This window comes from Sphingobium sp. B8D3A (assembly GCF_025961995.1).
Classification (GTDB): domain Bacteria; phylum Pseudomonadota; class Alphaproteobacteria; order Sphingomonadales; family Sphingomonadaceae; genus Sphingobium.
On sequence record NZ_JAOQOS010000001.1, the window covers coordinates 2,458,147 to 2,476,071 of the forward strand.

18 protein-coding genes are annotated in these 17,925 nt (G+C 64.6%); 9 read left to right on the top strand and 9 right to left on the bottom strand.

Annotated elements, in window-relative coordinates; translation table 11 throughout:
• The first annotated feature begins 120 nt into the window (after window positions 1–120).
• Window positions 121–1,131, top strand: coding sequence for an isopenicillin N synthase family dioxygenase (locus tag M2342_RS11430; protein ID WP_264579171.1), 1,011 nt, complete (start codon window positions 121–123; stop codon window positions 1,129–1,131).
• Between the two features lie 142 nt (window positions 1,132–1,273).
• Here M2342_RS11430 and M2342_RS11435 read toward each other — a convergent pair whose 3' ends face one another.
• The 3 genes from M2342_RS11435 to M2342_RS11445 all read right to left on the bottom strand — a co-directional run bounded on the left by M2342_RS11435 (window position 1,274) and on the right by M2342_RS11445 (window position 5,345).
• Entirely contained in the window at window positions 1,274–3,688 is a 2,415-nt protein-coding gene (locus M2342_RS11435) for a TonB-dependent receptor (protein WP_264579172.1), read from the bottom strand.
• A 372-nt stretch (window positions 3,689–4,060) separates the two neighbouring features.
• Window positions 4,061–4,360: a hypothetical protein gene (locus M2342_RS11440; protein ID WP_264579173.1), complete on the bottom strand. Its 300-nt coding sequence runs from the start codon at window positions 4,358–4,360 to the stop codon at window positions 4,061–4,063.
• Window positions 4,361–4,394: 34 nt separating this feature from the next.
• Window positions 4,395–5,345: a mechanosensitive ion channel family protein gene (locus M2342_RS11445; RefSeq protein WP_181560003.1), complete on the bottom strand. Its 951-nt coding sequence runs from the start codon at window positions 5,343–5,345 to the stop codon at window positions 4,395–4,397.
• 425 nt (window positions 5,346–5,770) lie between these two features.
• Between M2342_RS11445 and M2342_RS11450 the strand changes: the two genes are divergently transcribed.
• On the top strand, window positions 5,771–8,578 hold the full coding sequence (locus M2342_RS11450; protein ID WP_264579174.1) for a DUF3857 domain-containing protein: 2,808 nt from the start codon (window positions 5,771–5,773) through the stop codon (window positions 8,576–8,578).
• A gap of 42 nt (window positions 8,579–8,620) precedes the next feature.
• Here the strand turns inward: M2342_RS11450 and M2342_RS11455 are convergent, their stop codons facing one another.
• The 5 genes from M2342_RS11455 to M2342_RS11475 all read right to left on the bottom strand — a co-directional run bounded on the left by M2342_RS11455 (window position 8,621) and on the right by M2342_RS11475 (window position 12,308).
• Window positions 8,621–9,619, bottom strand: coding sequence for an IS30 family transposase (locus M2342_RS11455; RefSeq protein WP_264579175.1), 999 nt, complete (start codon window positions 9,617–9,619; stop codon window positions 8,621–8,623).
• A 174-nt stretch (window positions 9,620–9,793) separates the two neighbouring features.
• Entirely contained in the window at window positions 9,794–10,468 is a 675-nt protein-coding gene (gene purQ, locus M2342_RS11460) for a phosphoribosylformylglycinamidine synthase subunit PurQ (RefSeq protein WP_181560005.1), read from the bottom strand.
• Between the two features lie 25 nt (window positions 10,469–10,493).
• Window positions 10,494–10,727, bottom strand: a complete 234-nt coding sequence (purS, locus tag M2342_RS11465; protein WP_264570683.1) for a phosphoribosylformylglycinamidine synthase subunit PurS — start codon at window positions 10,725–10,727, stop codon at window positions 10,494–10,496.
• A gap of 51 nt (window positions 10,728–10,778) precedes the next feature.
• Window positions 10,779–11,552 carry a nucleotidyltransferase domain-containing protein gene (locus M2342_RS11470; protein WP_264579176.1) on the bottom strand — a complete coding sequence of 258 codons (774 nt, stop codon included), beginning with the start codon at window positions 11,550–11,552 and terminating at the stop codon, window positions 10,779–10,781.
• 285 nt (window positions 11,553–11,837) lie between these two features.
• The gene (locus tag M2342_RS11475) at window positions 11,838–12,308 is read right to left on the bottom strand and encodes a DUF6456 domain-containing protein (protein ID WP_181560008.1); all 471 of its coding nucleotides are present in this window, start codon (window positions 12,306–12,308) and stop codon (window positions 11,838–11,840) included.
• Between the two features lie 97 nt (window positions 12,309–12,405).
• Between M2342_RS11475 and M2342_RS11480 the strand changes: the two genes are divergently transcribed.
• Complete coding sequence (locus M2342_RS11480; protein ID WP_181560009.1) at window positions 12,406–12,969, top strand: helix-turn-helix domain-containing protein; 564 nt, start codon at window positions 12,406–12,408, stop codon at window positions 12,967–12,969.
• A gap of 95 nt (window positions 12,970–13,064) precedes the next feature.
• Window positions 13,065–13,751, top strand: a complete 687-nt coding sequence (locus tag M2342_RS11485) for a phytanoyl-CoA dioxygenase family protein (protein ID WP_181560010.1) — start codon at window positions 13,065–13,067, stop codon at window positions 13,749–13,751.
• A gap of 45 nt (window positions 13,752–13,796) precedes the next feature.
• Here M2342_RS11485 and M2342_RS11490 read toward each other — a convergent pair whose 3' ends face one another.
• The gene (locus M2342_RS11490) at window positions 13,797–14,000 is read right to left on the bottom strand and encodes a hypothetical protein (RefSeq protein ID WP_181560011.1); all 204 of its coding nucleotides are present in this window, start codon (window positions 13,998–14,000) and stop codon (window positions 13,797–13,799) included.
• Window positions 14,001–14,124: 124 nt separating this feature from the next.
• Here M2342_RS11490 and rpiB point away from each other — a divergent pair, with 124 nt between their 5' ends.
• From rpiB to M2342_RS11515, 5 genes are all read left to right on the top strand, one after another.
• Window positions 14,125–14,577, top strand: coding sequence for a ribose 5-phosphate isomerase B (gene rpiB, locus M2342_RS11495; protein WP_181560012.1), 453 nt, complete (start codon window positions 14,125–14,127; stop codon window positions 14,575–14,577).
• 52 nt (window positions 14,578–14,629) lie between these two features.
• Complete coding sequence (gene glyA, locus M2342_RS11500; protein WP_264579177.1) at window positions 14,630–15,949, top strand: serine hydroxymethyltransferase; 1,320 nt, start codon at window positions 14,630–14,632, stop codon at window positions 15,947–15,949.
• A 16-nt stretch (window positions 15,950–15,965) separates the two neighbouring features.
• Window positions 15,966–16,172, top strand: a complete 207-nt coding sequence (locus M2342_RS11505; RefSeq protein ID WP_264570690.1) for a hypothetical protein — start codon at window positions 15,966–15,968, stop codon at window positions 16,170–16,172.
• A complete protein-coding gene (gene nrdR, locus M2342_RS11510; protein ID WP_181560014.1) occupies window positions 16,173–16,634 on the top strand; it encodes a transcriptional regulator NrdR in 462 nt (153 codons plus the stop codon).
• A gap of 77 nt (window positions 16,635–16,711) precedes the next feature.
• Window positions 16,712–17,863, top strand: a complete 1,152-nt coding sequence (locus M2342_RS11515; protein ID WP_264579178.1) for a TrmJ/YjtD family RNA methyltransferase — start codon at window positions 16,712–16,714, stop codon at window positions 17,861–17,863.
• Window positions 17,864–17,925 lie beyond the last annotated feature (62 nt).

Sequence of the window (17,925 nt, forward strand, 5' to 3'; positions counted from 1 at the left end):
GCCCGGCAAGGCGTTGCAATTCGCGCAAGAAAACCGGACGAGAATAGCATTACCGGTTCGCCGGGCGAACTGCCACCTTCAGCATCGGTCAGCCAAGTTGCAACGATGAGTGAGCAGAGAATGGACGATATGATTCAGGATGAAGACCGCCTCATCGCACAGGCTGTAGAACTTTCCGAAGTTCCGCTGATCGACTTTTCGCCTTTCCTCAACGGCGACGCCAACGCGCGGCGTGAGGTGGCCCGACAGATCGCCGAGGCCTGCGCCACCATGGGGTTCTTCTACCTCACGGGCCACGGCGTGCCGACCGAGATGCGACAGGCCGTCTTCGACCGAGCCACGGATTTCTTCCATTTGCCAATGGAGGATAAGGAGGAAGTGCGCGTCAACGACGAACTCAACCGGGGCTGGATCTATGCGGGGGATCGGGAGAAGCTGAACGCGAACAGCCGGGTCTTCGAGCAGTATCGCATCCAGCGAGAGTTCGACCCTGACGACCCGCTGCTCAAAACCGGGAACCCCTTCTACCAGCAGAACAGATGGTCATCCAAGGTCGACAACTTCGACAAGGATTGCATGACCTATTATGATATAATGTCGCATCTCGCGAAGGAATTGATCCACGCCTTCGCCTTGGGGCTGGACCTGCCGGAAGACCGTTTCGACCGCTACTTCCAGAACTCAACCTCGCAGATCAGCCTGATGTACTACCCTTCCCTCCCCGAAGGCGCAGGCAACGAGATCAAGAATCTGAGCGCCCACGTCGACGAAGGTCCGCTCGTGATCCTCGCCCAGGGTGAGATTGGCGGGCTTGAACTCAAGACGCTGGACGGGCGCTGGATTTCCGCCCCGCCGGTCCCCGGAGCCTTTACGGTCAATATCGGCAACATGATGATGTGGTGGTCGAACGGGCGCTATCGCTCGACGCTCCACCGCGTGCGCAACACCTCCCATGTCGAACGCTTTTCAATCCCCTTCTTCTGGAATGCAGATCACGACGTGGTTGTCGAGCCGCTGGAGGAACTGGTGGCGCGTGACGGTGAAGCGAAGTTTCCTCCGGTCCATGTCGGCGCCTTGCTTGGGCGGTTCTACAAATCTTCGGTCTACATACCGTTCGACGACAAGAAATAGGCGCCGCGAGTCACGCGACGCGCGGACGGTCGCGGTGTGGCTAATGCCAGAAGGCAATCGCGCCCGGCAAGGCTGAGCCTGCCGGGCGCAGTGTCGATCAGTTCGAGCGGTCGCGCGGCGGGGTTAGCCGCCGCGAAACGCCTTAGAACTTATAGCCGACCGTCAGACCATAGGTGCGCGGCGGGAGCCAGGTCACGCCGAGAAGGCGGCCTGTCGCCAGAGCGAAGGTGCTGCTCGGGCGGAATACGTCGAACAGGTTCTTGGCCCAGAGCTGCGCGCGGATGCGGCCGTCGTTGGTCTCGTAGGCCAGCGAGGCATCGACCATGGTGTAGGCCGCGCTGCTCTCGATCTCGCGCATATACTCGCTGAAGTAGGTGCGGCTCTTATAGGAGACGTCCACGCTCGGCGTGAAGGTGCCGATGGGCGCGATCACATCATATTCGCCGTGCAGGTTCCACGACCAGCGCGGGCTGTTGCGCGTGTCGTTGCCGGCGAGCTGGATGTTGCCGCCGCTCGGGGCGCCGAAGGCCGTCGGATCGGGGTTGGTCACGGCATTGTAGGGCGTGCCGCCGGCGATGTTGGCCGGGTTGAGCGGATCGAGCGTCAGATAATCGACGAAATGCGCATCCGTGTAGGAGAGCGCACCGCTCAGGCGCAGGCCGGGCATCGGGCGCAGCATCGCGTCGAGCTCGATGCCCTTTGCGCGTGTCTTGGCCGCGTTCTGGAAGATCGTGGTGTAGCCGGTCGGGCCGCCCGCGATCGTCTTGTTCAGCTGCAGGCCGTTCAGCGTATAGGCATAGCCCGCGAGGTTCACGGTCAGCATGCGACCGAAGCTCGCCTTGATGCCGGCCTCATGGTTGAACATCTTCTCGGGGTTCACGATCGTGGTGCTGCCTGCGGCATTCTCACCCGAGCCGGCCTTGAAGCCTTCCGAATAGGTGTAATAGAGCAGGATGTCCTGATTGGCCTTCCAGACCAGCCCGGCTTCCGGCGTGAAGTCGCGGAAGGTCTTCTCCACATGCGTGCCCGCGGCGGTGTAGCGCAGCACCGGCCCCACCCCGTTGCGGGTGATGATGATGGAGGGGTTCTCCGACTCCACATGCTCACTGCTCCAGCGGCCGCCGAGCTTCACGCTGAGGCCCGAGAGCGCCTCGCTGAACATGCCAAGCCCGATCTCATACTGGCCGAAGATCGAGAAAGCCTCGGTCAGCAGGTTCGAGCGCGTGCAGACGCGCTTGGGCGCGATGATGTTGCTGCCGCCGGTCACGCCGTTGGGCGAGTAACCGCACAGGCCATAGGCCTCGTTCAGATCGATACCGGCAGCCTGCAGCACGCCGATATTCTGCGCCATGCCGGTCCGGTTCGCGAGACCGACATTGTCGATCGGCCGCTGGCGTTCATGGAAGAAGAACACGCCGATGGTGCCGTTCACCCATTCGGACTGCAAGCCAAGCCGCAGCTCGTTGCTCCACTGCTTGCTGTCGATCCGGCGCTCCTGCACCGTGGTCGCCTGACCGTTGGTGGGCAGGCTGTCGATCACCGCCGAAAGATCGAGATCCTGGAACAGCGAGCTCTTGAAGGAGCGATAGTTGGCAATGTTGGTGACCGTCAGCGCATCGTTGAGCGGTACGTTGAGCGTGCCGGTGAAGGCATAGGTCTCGGTCTCGGTGCCCGGGCTGGATTCCGTCGCGAGATCACGCGGGTTGGTCGCATAGCCGCCCACGCCGAGCGGCGCCAGACGCGCCACGCCGGGGAAGGATGCGCGCAGATAGTGGATCGCGCCGGAGGCATCGCTCTGGCGGAAATATTCGCCAGAGACTAGCAGCGTCGCCTCACGGCCAAGGTCGAACTCGAGCGAGGCGCGGCCCATGCGGCGGTTGAGATCGTCAACATCCTTGCCGGACACCGGGTTGACGCCATAGCCGTCGCGGTTCTCGGTCTTGATCGCCAGACGGGCGCGAATACCCTCGGTGATCGGGCCGCTGATCGCGGCTTCGGTCGTCAACGCATTATAGCTGCCATAGCCGATGCGGCCATAGCCCGAGAAGATGTCCGTCGGGCGGGCGGTGATGACGTTGATCGACCCACCCACCGCGTTGCGGCCATAGAGCGTGCCTTGCGGGCCGCGCAGCACCTCAATGCGCTCCAGATCGAAGAGCGAGGTGAGCTGGGCCTCGGCGCGGGCCACGTAAGCACCGTCGACGTGGAAGGCCACGCCGGTGGAACTGCCCGTGGTCGAGGTGTTGGCACCCACGCCACGAATGAAGATCTTCGCCTGATTGAAATCGCTGCCGAAGTTCACCGACGGCACGATCGTCTGCAGGTCAGAGATGCTGTTGACGCCAGCGCTGGCGATCCGCTCGGCACCGAGCGCGCTGACAGCCGCGCCAACATCCTGCAGCGATTGCTCGCGCTTCTGGGCCGTGACGATGATCTCCATGCCGTCATCGGCGGCGGTCGCTGTCTGGGCGGCCTGCGGGGTTTGGGCGAGGGCGCTCGTCGAGGCGAGGAGCAGCGCGGGGATGGACGCTTGGATGGACAGGGAAATCCGTTTCATTCTCTCTCTTCCGTTTCTGTTATGCTGGCCCTGCGGGATGGGCATGCATGTTCAATGCGCCCGCACTCAATGAATGCAAGACCCGACTGCCCCAAAGGGCAGCGATATCGTTCATTCGCGCCACAGGTGTAGCCTTTGCGCCACGCCTTGCTTTGACCCACGTCAAACCGCCCCGCGCCTTGTCGACACGCGTTGCAAATGCGCATCTGTGCTGCGCGAAGGAGAGGCGCCATGCTGGCATGAAGAGCAGTCATACGCAGTCCGGACGCTACGGAAACGAGAAGCGCCCGAGCCGGCGGTGGCCGGCCCGAGCGCTCGATAATCAGGCGGATCGCCCGCGACGATCCTCAAGAGAGGGAAACGGTGTCGTTGCTATTCGGGGATGGAGCCGTCCTCGTCGTCCATATTCTCCTCGCCTTCATAGGCGCCCATGTCGATGAGGCCGCTCCGATCCATCTGGTTCATCGTGTCTACCAGGTCCGGCGCATCGATGGGCATCACCTGAGCGGGATTCGGCTTGCCGCCATGCTCGGTTTCGGACTCGCCGCGATAGGGATTGGCCTGCGCATCGGCGGCGACATCCTGCGCCTGCGTGCCGCTCTCATCCTGCTCGGCATTGTCCTTGTCGGGATCGTTGAAGTCCAACGGCGGGGTTTTCTGACTCTGCGTCATGGATAGGCCTCCTGTAATGCCGGGGACCAAGCCCTCAGCCTTCGGAGGAAGAACGCGCCCCTGCCCCATCGGTTGCCGCGCCCTGCCCCGGCCGCAAGGCGTCCAGTCCAGCCTCGCCCTCCTGGCCGAACAGGCCTCGCACCCGGATTTCCTGCTGCGGCAGCGGGATTTCGATGGCATTCTGGCGCAGGGCATCGTCGATCGCCCAGCAATAGGTCGCCAGCGTGCGCCCCGGTCGTTTGACGGCGGACAGGGTGGGCCAGACGACCAGCTCGAACTTGAGCGCGTTCTCGCCATAGCCGACGAGCCAGACCTGCGTGCGCTTGCGCCCGGCATCGGGCAAAGTCAGCGGCACGGCCTTGGCCGCCTCGATCACGGCGTCGCGCACCTTCTCCTTGTCCGCGTTAAGGGCCGTGCGAAACGGGATATGGACGCGGCGGGTCATGCGGTTGCGCGTCCAGTTGGTCACCTTGCCGTCGATGAGATTGGCATTGGGCACGAGCATGTCGACATCGTCATTGGTCAGTACCGCCGTCGCGCGCGGCCCGATGGAGCGCACCTCGCCCATGGTCCCGTCTTCCAGTTCAACGAAATCGCCGACCTCGATGCTCCGGTCGAACAGCAGCACCAGCCCGCCCACGAAGTTGCGCACGATATCGCGCAGCCCCAAGCCGATGCCGACACCCAGCGCACCGGCGAACAGGGAGAGCGCGGACAGATCGACTCCTAGCGCCGACACTGCCGCTGCAAGCCCGAAGGCGACGATGACATAGCGCGCGATCTGCCCGCCGATATGAATGGCGTGGGAGCGTTCCTCCCCCATCGTCTGCTGCGCGCGGCGCACGAACTTCTTGAGCAGCCACACCGCCAGCAGCGCCGTCGAGAAGACGACGATGGCCGAGATGATCGCGCCGATAGTCAGCCCGGACGCCCCGATATAGGCGATGGGTTGGGTCAGCAGTGCATCGGCGCCGTTCAAAGCCACATGGCCTCCTGTGGAGTGACCGCACCGTGAGGGCCGGCCATCGGGATGTCAAATCGGTGGCTTAGTCGAAAAGTTCCGGGCCTCCTCAAGTGCCTCACTTGTCCCGTTGCAAGACAAGCTGTCGCAAAACGGCTTCGCGCGGGGCCATGTCGTGCTATTCCGCAGGACATGGAAACCCGGCGTGATGCCATTTACTATCAGCAACTCGCCCGGGTGGCGCGCTTGAAGGCCGACAACTGTGGCGATGCAGACGTCGCCCGCCGCCTGCGCGAGGCCGCTATAGTGCATGAGCGCACCGCCCGCCGCCTTCAGCGGGAAGGATCGCCGAGCCAGCCCGAAGAATAATGCGCAGCATCGACAGGGTCGATTGAGCCATTCGTCGCGATCAGCTAACGCCTCATGGCCTGCGCGATGAGGAGAGACGATTGAAACGGCGTATTTTTGCTTCGGCCCTGCTCTGTGGCCTCGCCCTCTCCGCCGTGGCGCGTGCGGGGGAGACGCCGTTATATCAGCCCTCGCCCGACTGGGTCATTCCCGCGCAGCTTCCCGCGCCGTCCGCACTCGCGGCGAGCGGCCCCGCCATCCTGATCTTCGACCGCCAGCAGCGCATCGCAGACGGCAGCCTGTGGACCTATTCGGACACCGCGCAGCGCATCACCTCGGCCGAACAGCTCAACCAGCTCGCCAACCTCACCCTGCCCTGGCTGCCGGACAAGGGCGATCTCATCATCCACGAGCTGGCAATCGTGCGCGATGGTCAAAGCATCGATCTGCTGGCCGGTGGCCGCACGTTCACGGTCATCCGGCGCGAGCAGGCGCTGGAGCGGCGCGAACTCACCGGGCTGCTGACCGCGACCATGGCCGTCGAAGGCCTGCGCGTGGGCGACATCCTGCGCCTGCGCGCCTCCACCACCGGCAAGGACGCCGCGCTTGCGGGCCACGTCCAGGCGCTGACGCCGTTGATTACCGCGCCCGTGACGCTCGGTCAGGGTCGCCTCCGCACCCTGTGGGACAATGACAGCCCGGTCAAATGGAAGGTCGGCATCACCGGCATCGAGGCCAAGCCGGTGCGCGGGGCGCGCTTCACCGAGCTGAGCTTTGCTCTGCCCGGCCCGCGCCAGACGGAGATTCCCTCCGATGCGCCCATCCGTTTTCAGCCGCTGCCTTTGCTCGAGATCTCCACGTTCAAGGACTGGGCCGACGTCTCCAAGACAATGTCCCCGCTGTTCGCGACGCAGGGCCTACTCAAGCCAGGCAGCGCCCTGCTGCAGGAGGTCCAGGCGATCATGGCTGCCGAGCGTACGCCGCTCGGCCGCGCCCAGCGCGCCCTGCGGCTCGTTCAGGACCAGATCCGCTATCTGGCGGTCTCCATGGATGGCGGCAATTATGTCCCGCAAACGCCGGAACAGAGCTGGGCGCTACGCTATGGCGACTGCAAGGCCAAGACACTGATGCTCCTCGCGATGCTGCGCGAAATGGGCATTACGGCAGAGGCGGTGCTGGCCCATGCCCAGCTTGGCGACGCCGTCGTGAAGCGCCTTGCCAGCCCGGCCGCCTTCAACCACATTCTCGTGCGCGCGCAGATCGATGGGGAATCCCTGTGGCTGGATGGCACGGGCATTGGCTCGCGGATCGAGGATATCCACGACACGCCGCCCTTCCGCTATGTGCTGCCCCTGCGCCCGGAAGGCGCCGATCTCCTGCTGATCGAGCCGCGCAATGCCGGCCGCCCCGCCTTCGACCTGACGATGACCATGGATGAGACCGCCAGCATCGATCTGCCGAGCGTGTTCGATCTCTCGCTGGTGTTGCGCGGCCTCGCCGCCATGCAGCTCAACGTCGTCCGCACGCAGCTGGACAGCGAGAAGCAGCAGGAGGTGCTTGGCGAGTTCCTCTCCAGCGTGGTCGGCGACTCCCAGTTTGCGGACATCAGCCTCACCGGGGACGATCAGGCGGGGATCGTGACGATCGAGGCGCGCGGCGTCACCGATTCAGAGTGGGCGTGGACGGACAAGACCATGCGCCGCGCGGTCGACAAGAGCATCTCTTCGATCAGCTTCGCGCCGGATCGCGCACGTGCGGCCTGGTCCGCCATCCCGGTCGCGACGCCGGCGCCAGAAGGCCGCCATGTTCGCACGACCATTCGCCTGCCGCAGCAGGGCGCGGGCTTCCGCGTTGAGGGCGAGCCTGCGCTGGCCGCCCGCATTGCCGGCTATGATTTCAAGCGCGCGCTCAGCCTTGAGAAAGGCGTGCTCACCATCGACGAAAATGTCGATTCCACCGGCATCGAGATCCCAGCCATCGAGATCGGCGCCGAGAAGGACCGTCTCGCCACCGCGCAATCGCAGGCACCGCGCCTGATCGCCCCGGCCAATGCCCTGCGCTCGTGGGACATCACCGGCAAGGACCCCGCCGGCGCGACGCAGATTGCCGCTGCGCAAGCCGTCTACGCCAAGGCCATTGCCGCCAACGCCGACAAGGCCGCGCCCTATCGCGACCGGGCGACATTCCTCCGCGCCATCAATGATCGCAAGGGCGCCCTAGCCGATCTCGGCAAGGCCATCACGATCGAGCCGGACATCGACCTCTATCTGATGCGCAGCCAGATCCACAAGGAAATGGGCGACCTGAAGGCAGCGCTGGCGGATGCCGAAGCGGGCCGCGCACTCGACCCCGCATCCGTGGGTGCGGTGTTCAGGGTCGCCAACCTGCGCGCCGAAAGCGGCGATCTGGATGGCGCGGTTGCCCTGCTGGATCAACGCATTGCGCTGGGCGGCGAATCTCGCCGGACCTTCCAGGAAGGCAAGGCTGACATCATCGGCACTTATGGCGACCCGGCCACGGCGCTCGCGCTTGTCGACACGCTGCTGGAAGACCGGCCGGGCACGCCGTCACTCCTCAACATGCGCTGCTGGATCAAGGGGACGCGGCAGGTTGAGATCGAAACCGCCGCGAAAGATTGCACATCGGCGCTGGAGCTGAGCAACAGCCCCTATGGCATTCTGGATAGCCGCGCGGTCGTCTCCTACCGTCTCGGCCGGTATGAGGATGCGCTCCGCGATCTCAATGCCGTGCTGAATTCCGTCCCCAATCTCGCCGAAAGCCGCTTCATGCGCGGCGTCGTCCTCGCCCGCATGGACCGCGGCGCGGAGGGCCAGACCGATCTCGCCATCGCCCGCCGCATCAAGCCCCGCATCGACGCGGACTATGCGCGCTTCGGCATTGCCCCGTAAGGCAGGGCGGCGAGCGCCGAGGACCAGCCGATAATCCTTCCGTCACCCCGGACTTGATCCGGGTGTGGATTCACATTTGAAGTGCAACGGGTTGAGGAAGGCTTCAGCGGGGGTTTGGAAGCCGAGGCATTTTCGGGGCGTGTGATTGTACAGAGCCAGAATGTCATCGATTTTCAGCTGATGCAATTGGTCGACGTCGGTCTTTCTGGGCAGGCTTCGTCGCAGTCTGCCGATGGCATTTTCGACGCCGCCTTTTTGCCACGGTGCGCGGGGATCGCAGAAGAAGGTGCTGAGGCCGAGCTGGTTGGCGATATGCTGATGCCGGTTAAACTCTGTTCCATTGTCGAACGTGATTGAGCGCCGCAAGGCGGCGGGCATTGGCCCCAGCATTCGTACAAGAGCTGCTGCGACGGGGTCAGCTTTGAGGCTGCTTTGCTGCAGAGCGATGGTCAGCCTTGAGTGGCGCTCATGTGCGACGAGGATGGCCTGACCAGGGCAAGAGAAGAGCATGGCATCGGCCTCCCAGTGGCCGGCTTGCTGGCGGGTGGCGATGCTGTGGGGGCGATCATGGATCGAAGGGCGATCGGCATAGCGGGGCCAGCCTCCCTTGGTGCGCCAGCCGCGCTTGTATTTGGCGCGAGGAAGATAGAAGCGCCAGAGCCTGTCATTGGTTCGCTTCAACTGGGTGTAGACGAAGCGATAGATGGTCTCATGGCTGATGATCTTGCGCCCGGCCTCATGCGCGAGGCGCCCTGAGACCTGCTCGGGGGACCAGCCCATCGCAAGCCGGTCGAGCACATTTTCGCGCAGGGTCTTGTCGCGTTCGAGCCGCGAGCCAGTCCAACGCCGTGCCTGGGCTTGTTGCTGCGCATAAGCGGGCTGGTAGCCGACCCGCGCACCGGCGTTGCGCTTCAGTTCGCGCGCGATGGTCGACGGCTGGCGATCCAGAGTTGCAGCGATTTGCCGGATCGATTGCCCGGCTTCATGAAGCCGGGCAATCGAACACCGTTCCTCGAGCGATAACTGGCGATAGCTGGACATGGCAGCACCTGTCTGAGGTGTTGCACTTCGTTTGTGAACTCAGAGGGATCCCGCTGCTTCAATGCGGCCGAAGGTTCAGGCATCCCAAAAAGAGAGCTGGACCCCGGATCAAGTCCGGGGTGACGAGGGAGGAGGTCGCGACCGACGGATGTCCCAACCGGCGCTCGCAAACCCTCAGGCGCGCGCGAGCAGGCCTTCGGTCAGTCCTTCGAACATCCGGCGCCCATCGGTGCTGCCATGGGTCTTCTCGATCGCGCGTTCGGGGTGCGGCATCATGCCGAGCACATTGCCGCCCTCGTTGAGGATGCCGGCGATGTTCCGGGCCGATCCATTAACGGCCTCGGCGTAGCGGAACGCAACGCGGCCCTCTCCTTCCAGCCGATCCAGCGTCTGCGCATCGGCAAAATAATTGCCGTCATGATGCGCAACTGGGATGTTGATCGTCTGGCCGGCCTCATAGCCGCTGGTGAATGCGCTCTGGCTGTTCTCCACGGTCAGCGCCACGCTGCGACAAACGAAGTGGATGCCGGCATTGCGCATCAGCGCGCCCGGCAGCAGCCCCGCTTCGGTCAGCACCTGAAAACCGTTGCAGATGCCGAGCACATAGGTGCCGCGCGATGCCGCCTGGGCAACGGCCTGCATGATCGGCGAGCGCGCCGCCATGGCGCCGGAGCGCAGATAGTCGCCATAGGAAAAGCCGCCGGGCACGCCGATGAGGTCCAGACCCTCCGGCAATTCCGTCTCGCGATGCCAGACCATCTCGGGCTTGGCGCCGCTCACGGCCTCGAAGGCCACGGCCAGATCGCGGTCGCAATTGGAGCCCGGGAAGACGATGACAGCGCTTTTCATCGGAAACGTCCTTCCTGTCGCCGGCTCAGCCGATCGCCTCGATGCGGTAATTCTCGATCACCGTATTGGCGAGCAACTTGCGGCACATGGCGTCGATCTCGTCTTCGCTGGTGCCGTCGGCCAGATCGAGCTCGATGAGCTTGCCGGCGCGGACGTCATTCACGCCGCCAAAGCCCAGCCCTTCCAGCGCGTGCTGGATCGCCTTGCCCTGCGGATCGAGCACGCCGGATTTCAAGGTGACAAACACGCGGGCTTTCATCGGGACTGTCCTTGTCATGTTGATCGGTGGAGGTGATCGGATGCGCCGGCCCTAGACCTGGTCTTTCGTCGCCGCAAGGGGTGAGCGCGCGTCGATGCGTTGTGCAGCCAGCGCGTCGCGCCGAAACCCGTCGAAGCAGCGCCCACCGACGCGCGCCAGTTCTGCTTCGCCCAGTTGCAGCACGGTGTCAGTTCGCCCGGCGCCGAACAGGTCGGCAAAGGCGGTCTCGTAGCGGCTTGAGAGGCCGGGTTGCGCAGCCTCCAGCTGGCGGGGCAGCCATTTGCCGGCGCCATTCCAGCAGTCGCGGGTGCGCAGGCTCAGTTCCGCCAGCAGCGGGTGGAGTCGCGCACCGATGGCGAGCTTCTCGGCGCGGCTGCGCTCCCCGCGCAGATCGTCCAGCGCGTCCGTGATCTGGTAACGGAGGTCTTCGAGCGCCTCAGCACTCAGCGGCCTTGGTCCGGCCGCGAGCCGCGCCGCGACCTTTGCCTGCAGCACCTTGCCGAGCGCGATCCGCCGCCCGATCACTTCGCCCTCGGCCACCATAGAGAGCAAGGAGGGGCGCCCCTTGGCAATATCCTGCTCCATGAACAAGGCGAGCGTGGAAGGATCGTGCACGAACATTTCGACCGGCACGCCGTCGACCGTCTCCGATTCCCGGTGCGCCAGGGGCAGCGCGCGATAGACCACCACCAGATCGATATCCGACCAGGCGCGCCCTTCACCGCGCATGATGGAACCGGCCACAAAGGCGTAATCGGCTCCGGGAAAGCGTTCGAGGAAAATGGACTTGGCAATGGCCAGCGCGCGCGCGGGATCGGTGATCATGATGGCGGCGCCTTATCAGCCCCGCGCGCGGAAGAAAATGCGCCTGAGCCAGAGCGGATCGGGTTTGAGGTGGTGGCGGGTTAGGGCGGATTGGAAGGACCCGGGCGCGGACAAGGTGGGCACCTTCACCGAAGGAACGCGCCCTTCTCCTTCCTCCGTCATTCCCGCGAACGCGGGAATCCAGCTTCGACGTTGCCTCAACGCGCCGGCACGGACCGGGATCCCGTTCGCGGGAATGACGAGGATGAGGGGCGCTATGCAAGCAACCGTGAAGCGGTGGCTGGCCTACCGAATCCGGTAAAAATCCCCCACCCGATCCAGCGCGAAGCCCAGCACCAGCTTGCCCGCCCGCGCCGGCCAGCCGAGCGCGCGTTCGGCGGCGACGAGGCTTTCGCACGCGCAGACGACCCGCCACAGGATATCCACCAGACCGGGGCCAGCCGCCGCCAGCGCGCCATTCAGCCGATCGCGCGCGCTCATTCCGGCGAGCGTCGGCGCTTGGCCGGGCGCCCCGCCCCGCCCGGCGCGAACGGGTACAGCCGCCAGATCCCAGTTCATCGTCACGCGCGCACCCATGCCGGCCTGTTCCCAATCGCGGCGCAGCGCCTCGGCGGCATCGAACTGCCGCTGGCTCAGCATCCCACGGGCATGGAGCCAGCTCGTCGGCGATTCTGCCATGTTGACCATCACGCGCTCGCGCCGCCCATCGGGTCCTTCGATCACTCGTTCCACTGTCTTACCGCGCCGTTCAGCCATGCCCTGCGTCTCCCGTTTCGAGTCGCAAAGACCATTGCCATGTGGCGACAAATGTAGGACATAGCGAACCGATGAGGTTAGCAAATCAGGTGAGCCGATGATTACGAGGATCAGGGAAGTCCGCAAGGCGCGGGGCCTCACGCTGGAGGGAGTGGCAGCCCGCTGCGAACCGCCGACCACAGCCCAGACGATCGGCCGCCTCGAAACAGGCACGCGAACCGTATCGGTGAAATGGCTCAACCGTATCGCCGCCGCGCTGGATGTGCAGGCCAGCGATCTGGTCGATCTGCCCGCCAGCGAGAAAGTTCCCGTCGCCGCGCTGGTCGGCCCTGATGGGGCTGGCGCGCCCAGCCGCCCGCTGACGCTGGTGCCGCCCGCCGTGCCCAAAGGCGCGCTTGGCATCCGCATGACCGCCGCCCTTGGCGATTACCGCGCCGGAGACGAATTGTGGTGCGAACCCCTGCCGCCGGAACGGTTCGCCGACGCACTCAACCGCGACGTGCTGGTGCCCCGCCCCGCCGGCCGCTTCCTCTTTGGCCGCCTCATCGGCCGCGACGGCGCCATGCTCCACCTCCTCCCGCTCGGCATCGGCATGCGCCAGCAAGTGGTGAACGACCCCGCCTGGATCGGCTTGCCGGTGCGGCTGATCAGGGATTTGTGATCCTAATCGCGGCACCCCACAATGCGCTCGTCTGGGACTAAAGTTGATGCCGCATCTGCCTCGGCTGCCTGATGCTTTAGCGATGATCTGAACTTATGACGCAACCTGCGGAGCCCTTTTCCCTCACACTCGCAAGAGACGGCGCCGAGCATTTTCATGGCGCCGCTTCAAATTGCCTTGGAGAAATTTGCGAAATATTGAGCACGCTTCCCGGAGGGCAAGCCGGCTTGCGTCTTCGTAACGTAGCGGGCCTCCGGCCTCTTTTGGCATCCACAGGACCAGTAGGATCTTTGGCCGCTTCGGTTCTCGGAGAGCGCTGCCAACCGGTTCGAGCGATCCTGTTCGACAAAACCAACGAGACGAATTGGTCGCTCGCGTGGCATCAAGATCGGACAATATGCGTGCAACGCCGATTGGAGGTCGAAGGCTATGGCCCTTGGAGCAAGAAAAGCGGGATGCAACATGTTGAGCCGCCCTTCGCCCTCCTTGAACGGATGCTGACCCTACGCTGCCACATCGATGATGTTCCAGAAGACAATGCGCCACTTCTGGTTGCGCCAGGCTCACATCGCGCCGGCCGGCTTCCCATAACCCAGTATGATAACGTCGTTCAGAAATGTGGGGTGCGGGCCTGCCTAGCTCAAGCTGGCGATGTCTGGGCTTACGCCACGCCCATTCTACACGCTTCCGCCGCCAAAAAGTCCGCGGGACATCGGCGCGTGTTACAGATCGATTACTCGGCAGACGAACTCAAAGGCGGACTGGAATGGCTAGGCATATAATGCCGGCCGACCTGCAACCAGTCAGCTTTGGACTTCAGGCAACGCTTACTCCGCGGCGTTCGCTACGCCCGCCGCACCCGGCTCCGCCACCGGGATCGTCCAGATCGTCACATTCATGAACATTACCATCGCCGCGACGATCATCAGCCAGCCGCGCTTGGCATCGTGCCGCCAGCCGATCATGTAAATGCCGCCCACGCCCAGCGCGATGCCGGCGAGCATGAGGATGGAGAGAATGGTCCCGCTCATGGCTGCGCGATAGCCCGAGCGGGCAAGTCACGCAATCCACGGTGGCATTCTGGGCCGGTGGATACTAGATAGCGGCGCGAAGCCGACTCGTTCAAATTCAGAGTTGGGCCGGGGACCTTCTGCCATGCGTATCGCTATAGCTTCCGACCATGCCGCAACCGACCTCAAGGCCGCGTTGGCCAATTGGTTGCGCGAGCAGGGTCATGATGTGAATGACCTTGGCCCGGCCGCGGGCGAGAGCGTCGACTATCCCGATTATGGCTACAAGCTGGCCGCCGAGATCGCGGCCGGTCGCGCCGAGCGCGGCGTGGCGCTGTGTGGCTCGGGCATCGGCATTTCCATTGCCGTCAATCGCGATCCGGCCTGCCGCTGCGCGCTGGTGAGCGAGCCGCTCTCCGCCCAGCTCTCGCGCGAGCATAATGATGCGAATGTGATCGCGATGGGCGCCCGCCTGATTGGCCCGGAAATGGCCAAGGCCTGCCTCACCGCTTTCCTCACCACCGAATTCGGCGGCGATCGCCACGCTCGTCGCGTCGGCAAGCTCGGCAATCCGCCGGCGCTCGCCACGACGGCGTGATGCCGCGCCCGATCCGTTGAACACAGACGTCTGATAACAAGGAACATCCCTCATGACTGCCTCGCCAGCCGCTGCCGATCTCGACAACCAGCCCGCCATCCGCGCTCAGGGCTTTTTCTCGACCGGCCTTGCGGACGCCGACCCCGAGGTGTTCGCCGCCATTCAGGGCGAGCTCAAGCGCCAGCAGGACAAGATCGAGCTGATCGCCTCCGAGAACATCGTCAGCAAGGCGGTGCTGGAAGCGACCGGCAGCGTGTTCACCAACAAATATGCCGAGGGCTATCCCGGCAAGCGCTATTATGGTGGCTGCGAGTGGGCCGACGTGGTGGAGAACCTCGCCATCGAGCGCGCCAAGAAGCTCTTCGGGTGCGACTTCGCCAATGTGCAGCCCAATAGCGGCAGCCAGATGAACCAGGCAGTGTTCCTCGCGCTGCTCCAGCCGGGCGACACCTTCATGGGCCTCGATCTCTCGGCGGGTGGCCACCTCACCCACGGGTCGCCGGTCAACATGTCCGGCAAGTGGTTCAACTGCGTGTCCTACGGCGTGCGCAAGGAAGACCAGCTGCTCGACATGGACGAGGTGATCGCCAAGGTGCGCGAGCACAAGCCCAAGCTCATCATCGCGGGCGCCACCGCCTATCCGCGCGTGTGGGACTTCGCGGCCTTCCGGGCGATTGCCGATGAAGTGGGCGCCTATCTGCTGGTCGACATGTCGCACTTCTCCGGCCTCGTCGCCGGTGGCGCGCATCCCTCGCCCTTCCCGCACGCCCATGTCGTGACGACGACGACGCACAAGTCGCTGCGCGGCCCGCGCTCGGGCATCATCCTCACCAATGACGAGGCGTTGGCCAAGAAGTTCAACTCGGCCGTCTTCCCCGGCTTGCAGGGTGGCCCGCTGGTGCATGTTATCGCCGCCAAGGCCGTCGCCTTCGCCGAGGCGCTGCAGCCGGAATTCAAGGCCTATGCCCATCAAATCGTCGCCAATGCCAAGGCGCTGGCCGCCAGTCTCGCCGACGCTGGCGTGGCCGTCGTCTCGGGCGGCACGGACAATCACCTGATGCTGATCGACCTGCGCTCGCGCAACACGACCGGCAAGGCCGCCGAGAAGGCGCTGGATCGCGCCTACATCACCTGCAACAAGAACAGCGTGCCGTTCGATACTGCGAGCCCATTCGTCACCTCGGGCCTGCGGCTCGGCACCCCGGCGGGCACCACGCGGGGCTTCCGCGAGGCCGAGTTCCGCCAGATCGGCGGCTGGATCGCCGAAGTCGTCGAGGGCCTGCGTCGCAATGGCGATGAAGGCGACGGCCAGATCGAGGCGCATGTGCGTGAGAAGGTGAAGGCCCTCACCGCCGCCTTCCCGATCTACTGAGCAAGGACAGCGACCGATGAGCAAGCCCGACGATCTCGCCCAGCGCGCCAAGGCGGAAGCCACCGGCATGGCCAAGCAGGGGCTTGCCCATCCCTCCACCAAGCCAGTGCTGACAGGTGCCGCGATTGGCGCGGTGGCCGGGCTGGTCCTGCCGGTGGTCTCGCTGCCGCTCGGCCTTGTGGCCGGCGCCGGTATCGCCTTCTGGCAGAGGATTCGCCGCTAAATGCGCTGTCCTTATTGCGCCCATGAAGACAGCCAGGTGAAGGACAGCCGCCCCACCGAGGACGGCGCCGCGATCCGCCGCCGCCGCCAGTGCGAAGGCTGCGGCGCGCGCTTCACCACGTTCGAGCGCATCCAACTGCGCGACATCGCCGTCGCAAAATCGAACGGTACTAGCGAGCCCTTCGACCGGGACAAGCTCGCGCGCTCCATCGAAATCGCCTGCCGCAAACGGGCGATCGACACGGTGCGCATCGAGCGGCTGGTCTCCGGCATCCAGCGCCAGCTCGAAACCAGCGGCGAGACGGAAGTCCCCGCCGCCCGCATCGGCGAACTGGCGATGGAAGGCCTCAAGGGCCTGGACAGCGTCGCGTATATCCGCTTCGCCAGCGTCTATCGTGATTTTACCGAGGCGAAGGATTTTGAGTCCTTTGCGGGGTCGATCCGTGAGGTTGGCCGGGAGTGAGGCACCACGTCCCCCTCACCCCGTTCGCCCTGAGTAGTCACTGAGCCTGTCGAAGTGGCGTATCGAAGGGCCTTGCCATGAGCTTCTACACCTATCTGCTGAAGTGCGCCGATGGCAGCTATTATGCCGGGCATACGGATAATCTGGACCTGCGCATTGCCCAGCATGAGTCTGGATCAATTCCCGGCTACACAGCAACGCGCTTGCCGGTCGCTCTTTCGTGGTCGGAATCGTTCGGAACGCGCGAGGAAGCATTGAGTGCGGAGCGACAGATCAAGGGCTGGTCACGCAAGAAGAAGGAAGCGCTGATCGCGGGAGATTTTGCGGCCCTCAAGGAAGCGGCGCGCAAGTCCTTCGATACGCCGCTTCGACAGGCTCAGCAGCAACTCAGGACGAACGGGGAAGAAACAGCCGCATTTCCTTCCGTCAGCGCTCCTGCCTCGCCTGCGCTCAGCTCGGCCCTTCGACTTCGCTCAGGGCGAACGGAGGAAAGTGAGCAAGTACAAGGGCATGACACCCCACGCCCCGTCATCGTCCTCGTCCGCCCTCAACTCGGTGAGAACATCGGCAAGGCGGCGCGGGCGATGCTCAATTTTGGGCTGACCGAGATGCGGCTGGTCACGCCGCGCGATGGTTGGCCCAATCCGGCGGCCGGCCCCGCAGCCGCGGGCGCGGACGGGGTTCTGGCCAACGCGCAGGTGTTCGAGACGCTGGCCGATGCCGTGGCGGACTGTCCGCATGTCTATGCCACCACCGTGCGCAAGCGCGGCGTGACCAAGCCTGTCGTGACGCCGGAAGAAGCCGCGCGGGATATCCACCTTGCGCAGGGGCGCAGTGCCATCGTCTTCGGCCCGGAGCGTTCCGGGCTCGAAACCGACGATGTCGCGCTTGCCCGGGCCATCCTCACGGTGCCGATCAACCCGGAGTTCGGCTCGCTCAACCTCGCGCAGGCCGTCATCCTGTGCGCTTATGAATGGTCCAAGCAGGCGGCGCTCAGCCAGCCGACCCACACCGATCTGCTGCCCCCCGCCCCGCAGGAAGAGCTGGAGGGCATGATCGCCCAGCTCGATGGCATGCTGGAGCAAGCCGGCTATTTCTACCCGCCCGATCGCGCCCCGGCGACACGGCGCACCCTGCGCGGCGTGCTCACCAAGCCCGGCTGGAACAGCCTCGAAGTGCGCACCCTACGCGGCGTTCTCTCGGCGCTGGCCAATCCGCGTCCCCGCTGACAATCAGGGAAGCCGACACCGGGCGACCGGCCCATTGCCGCCATCTTGCGCGACAAAACCGA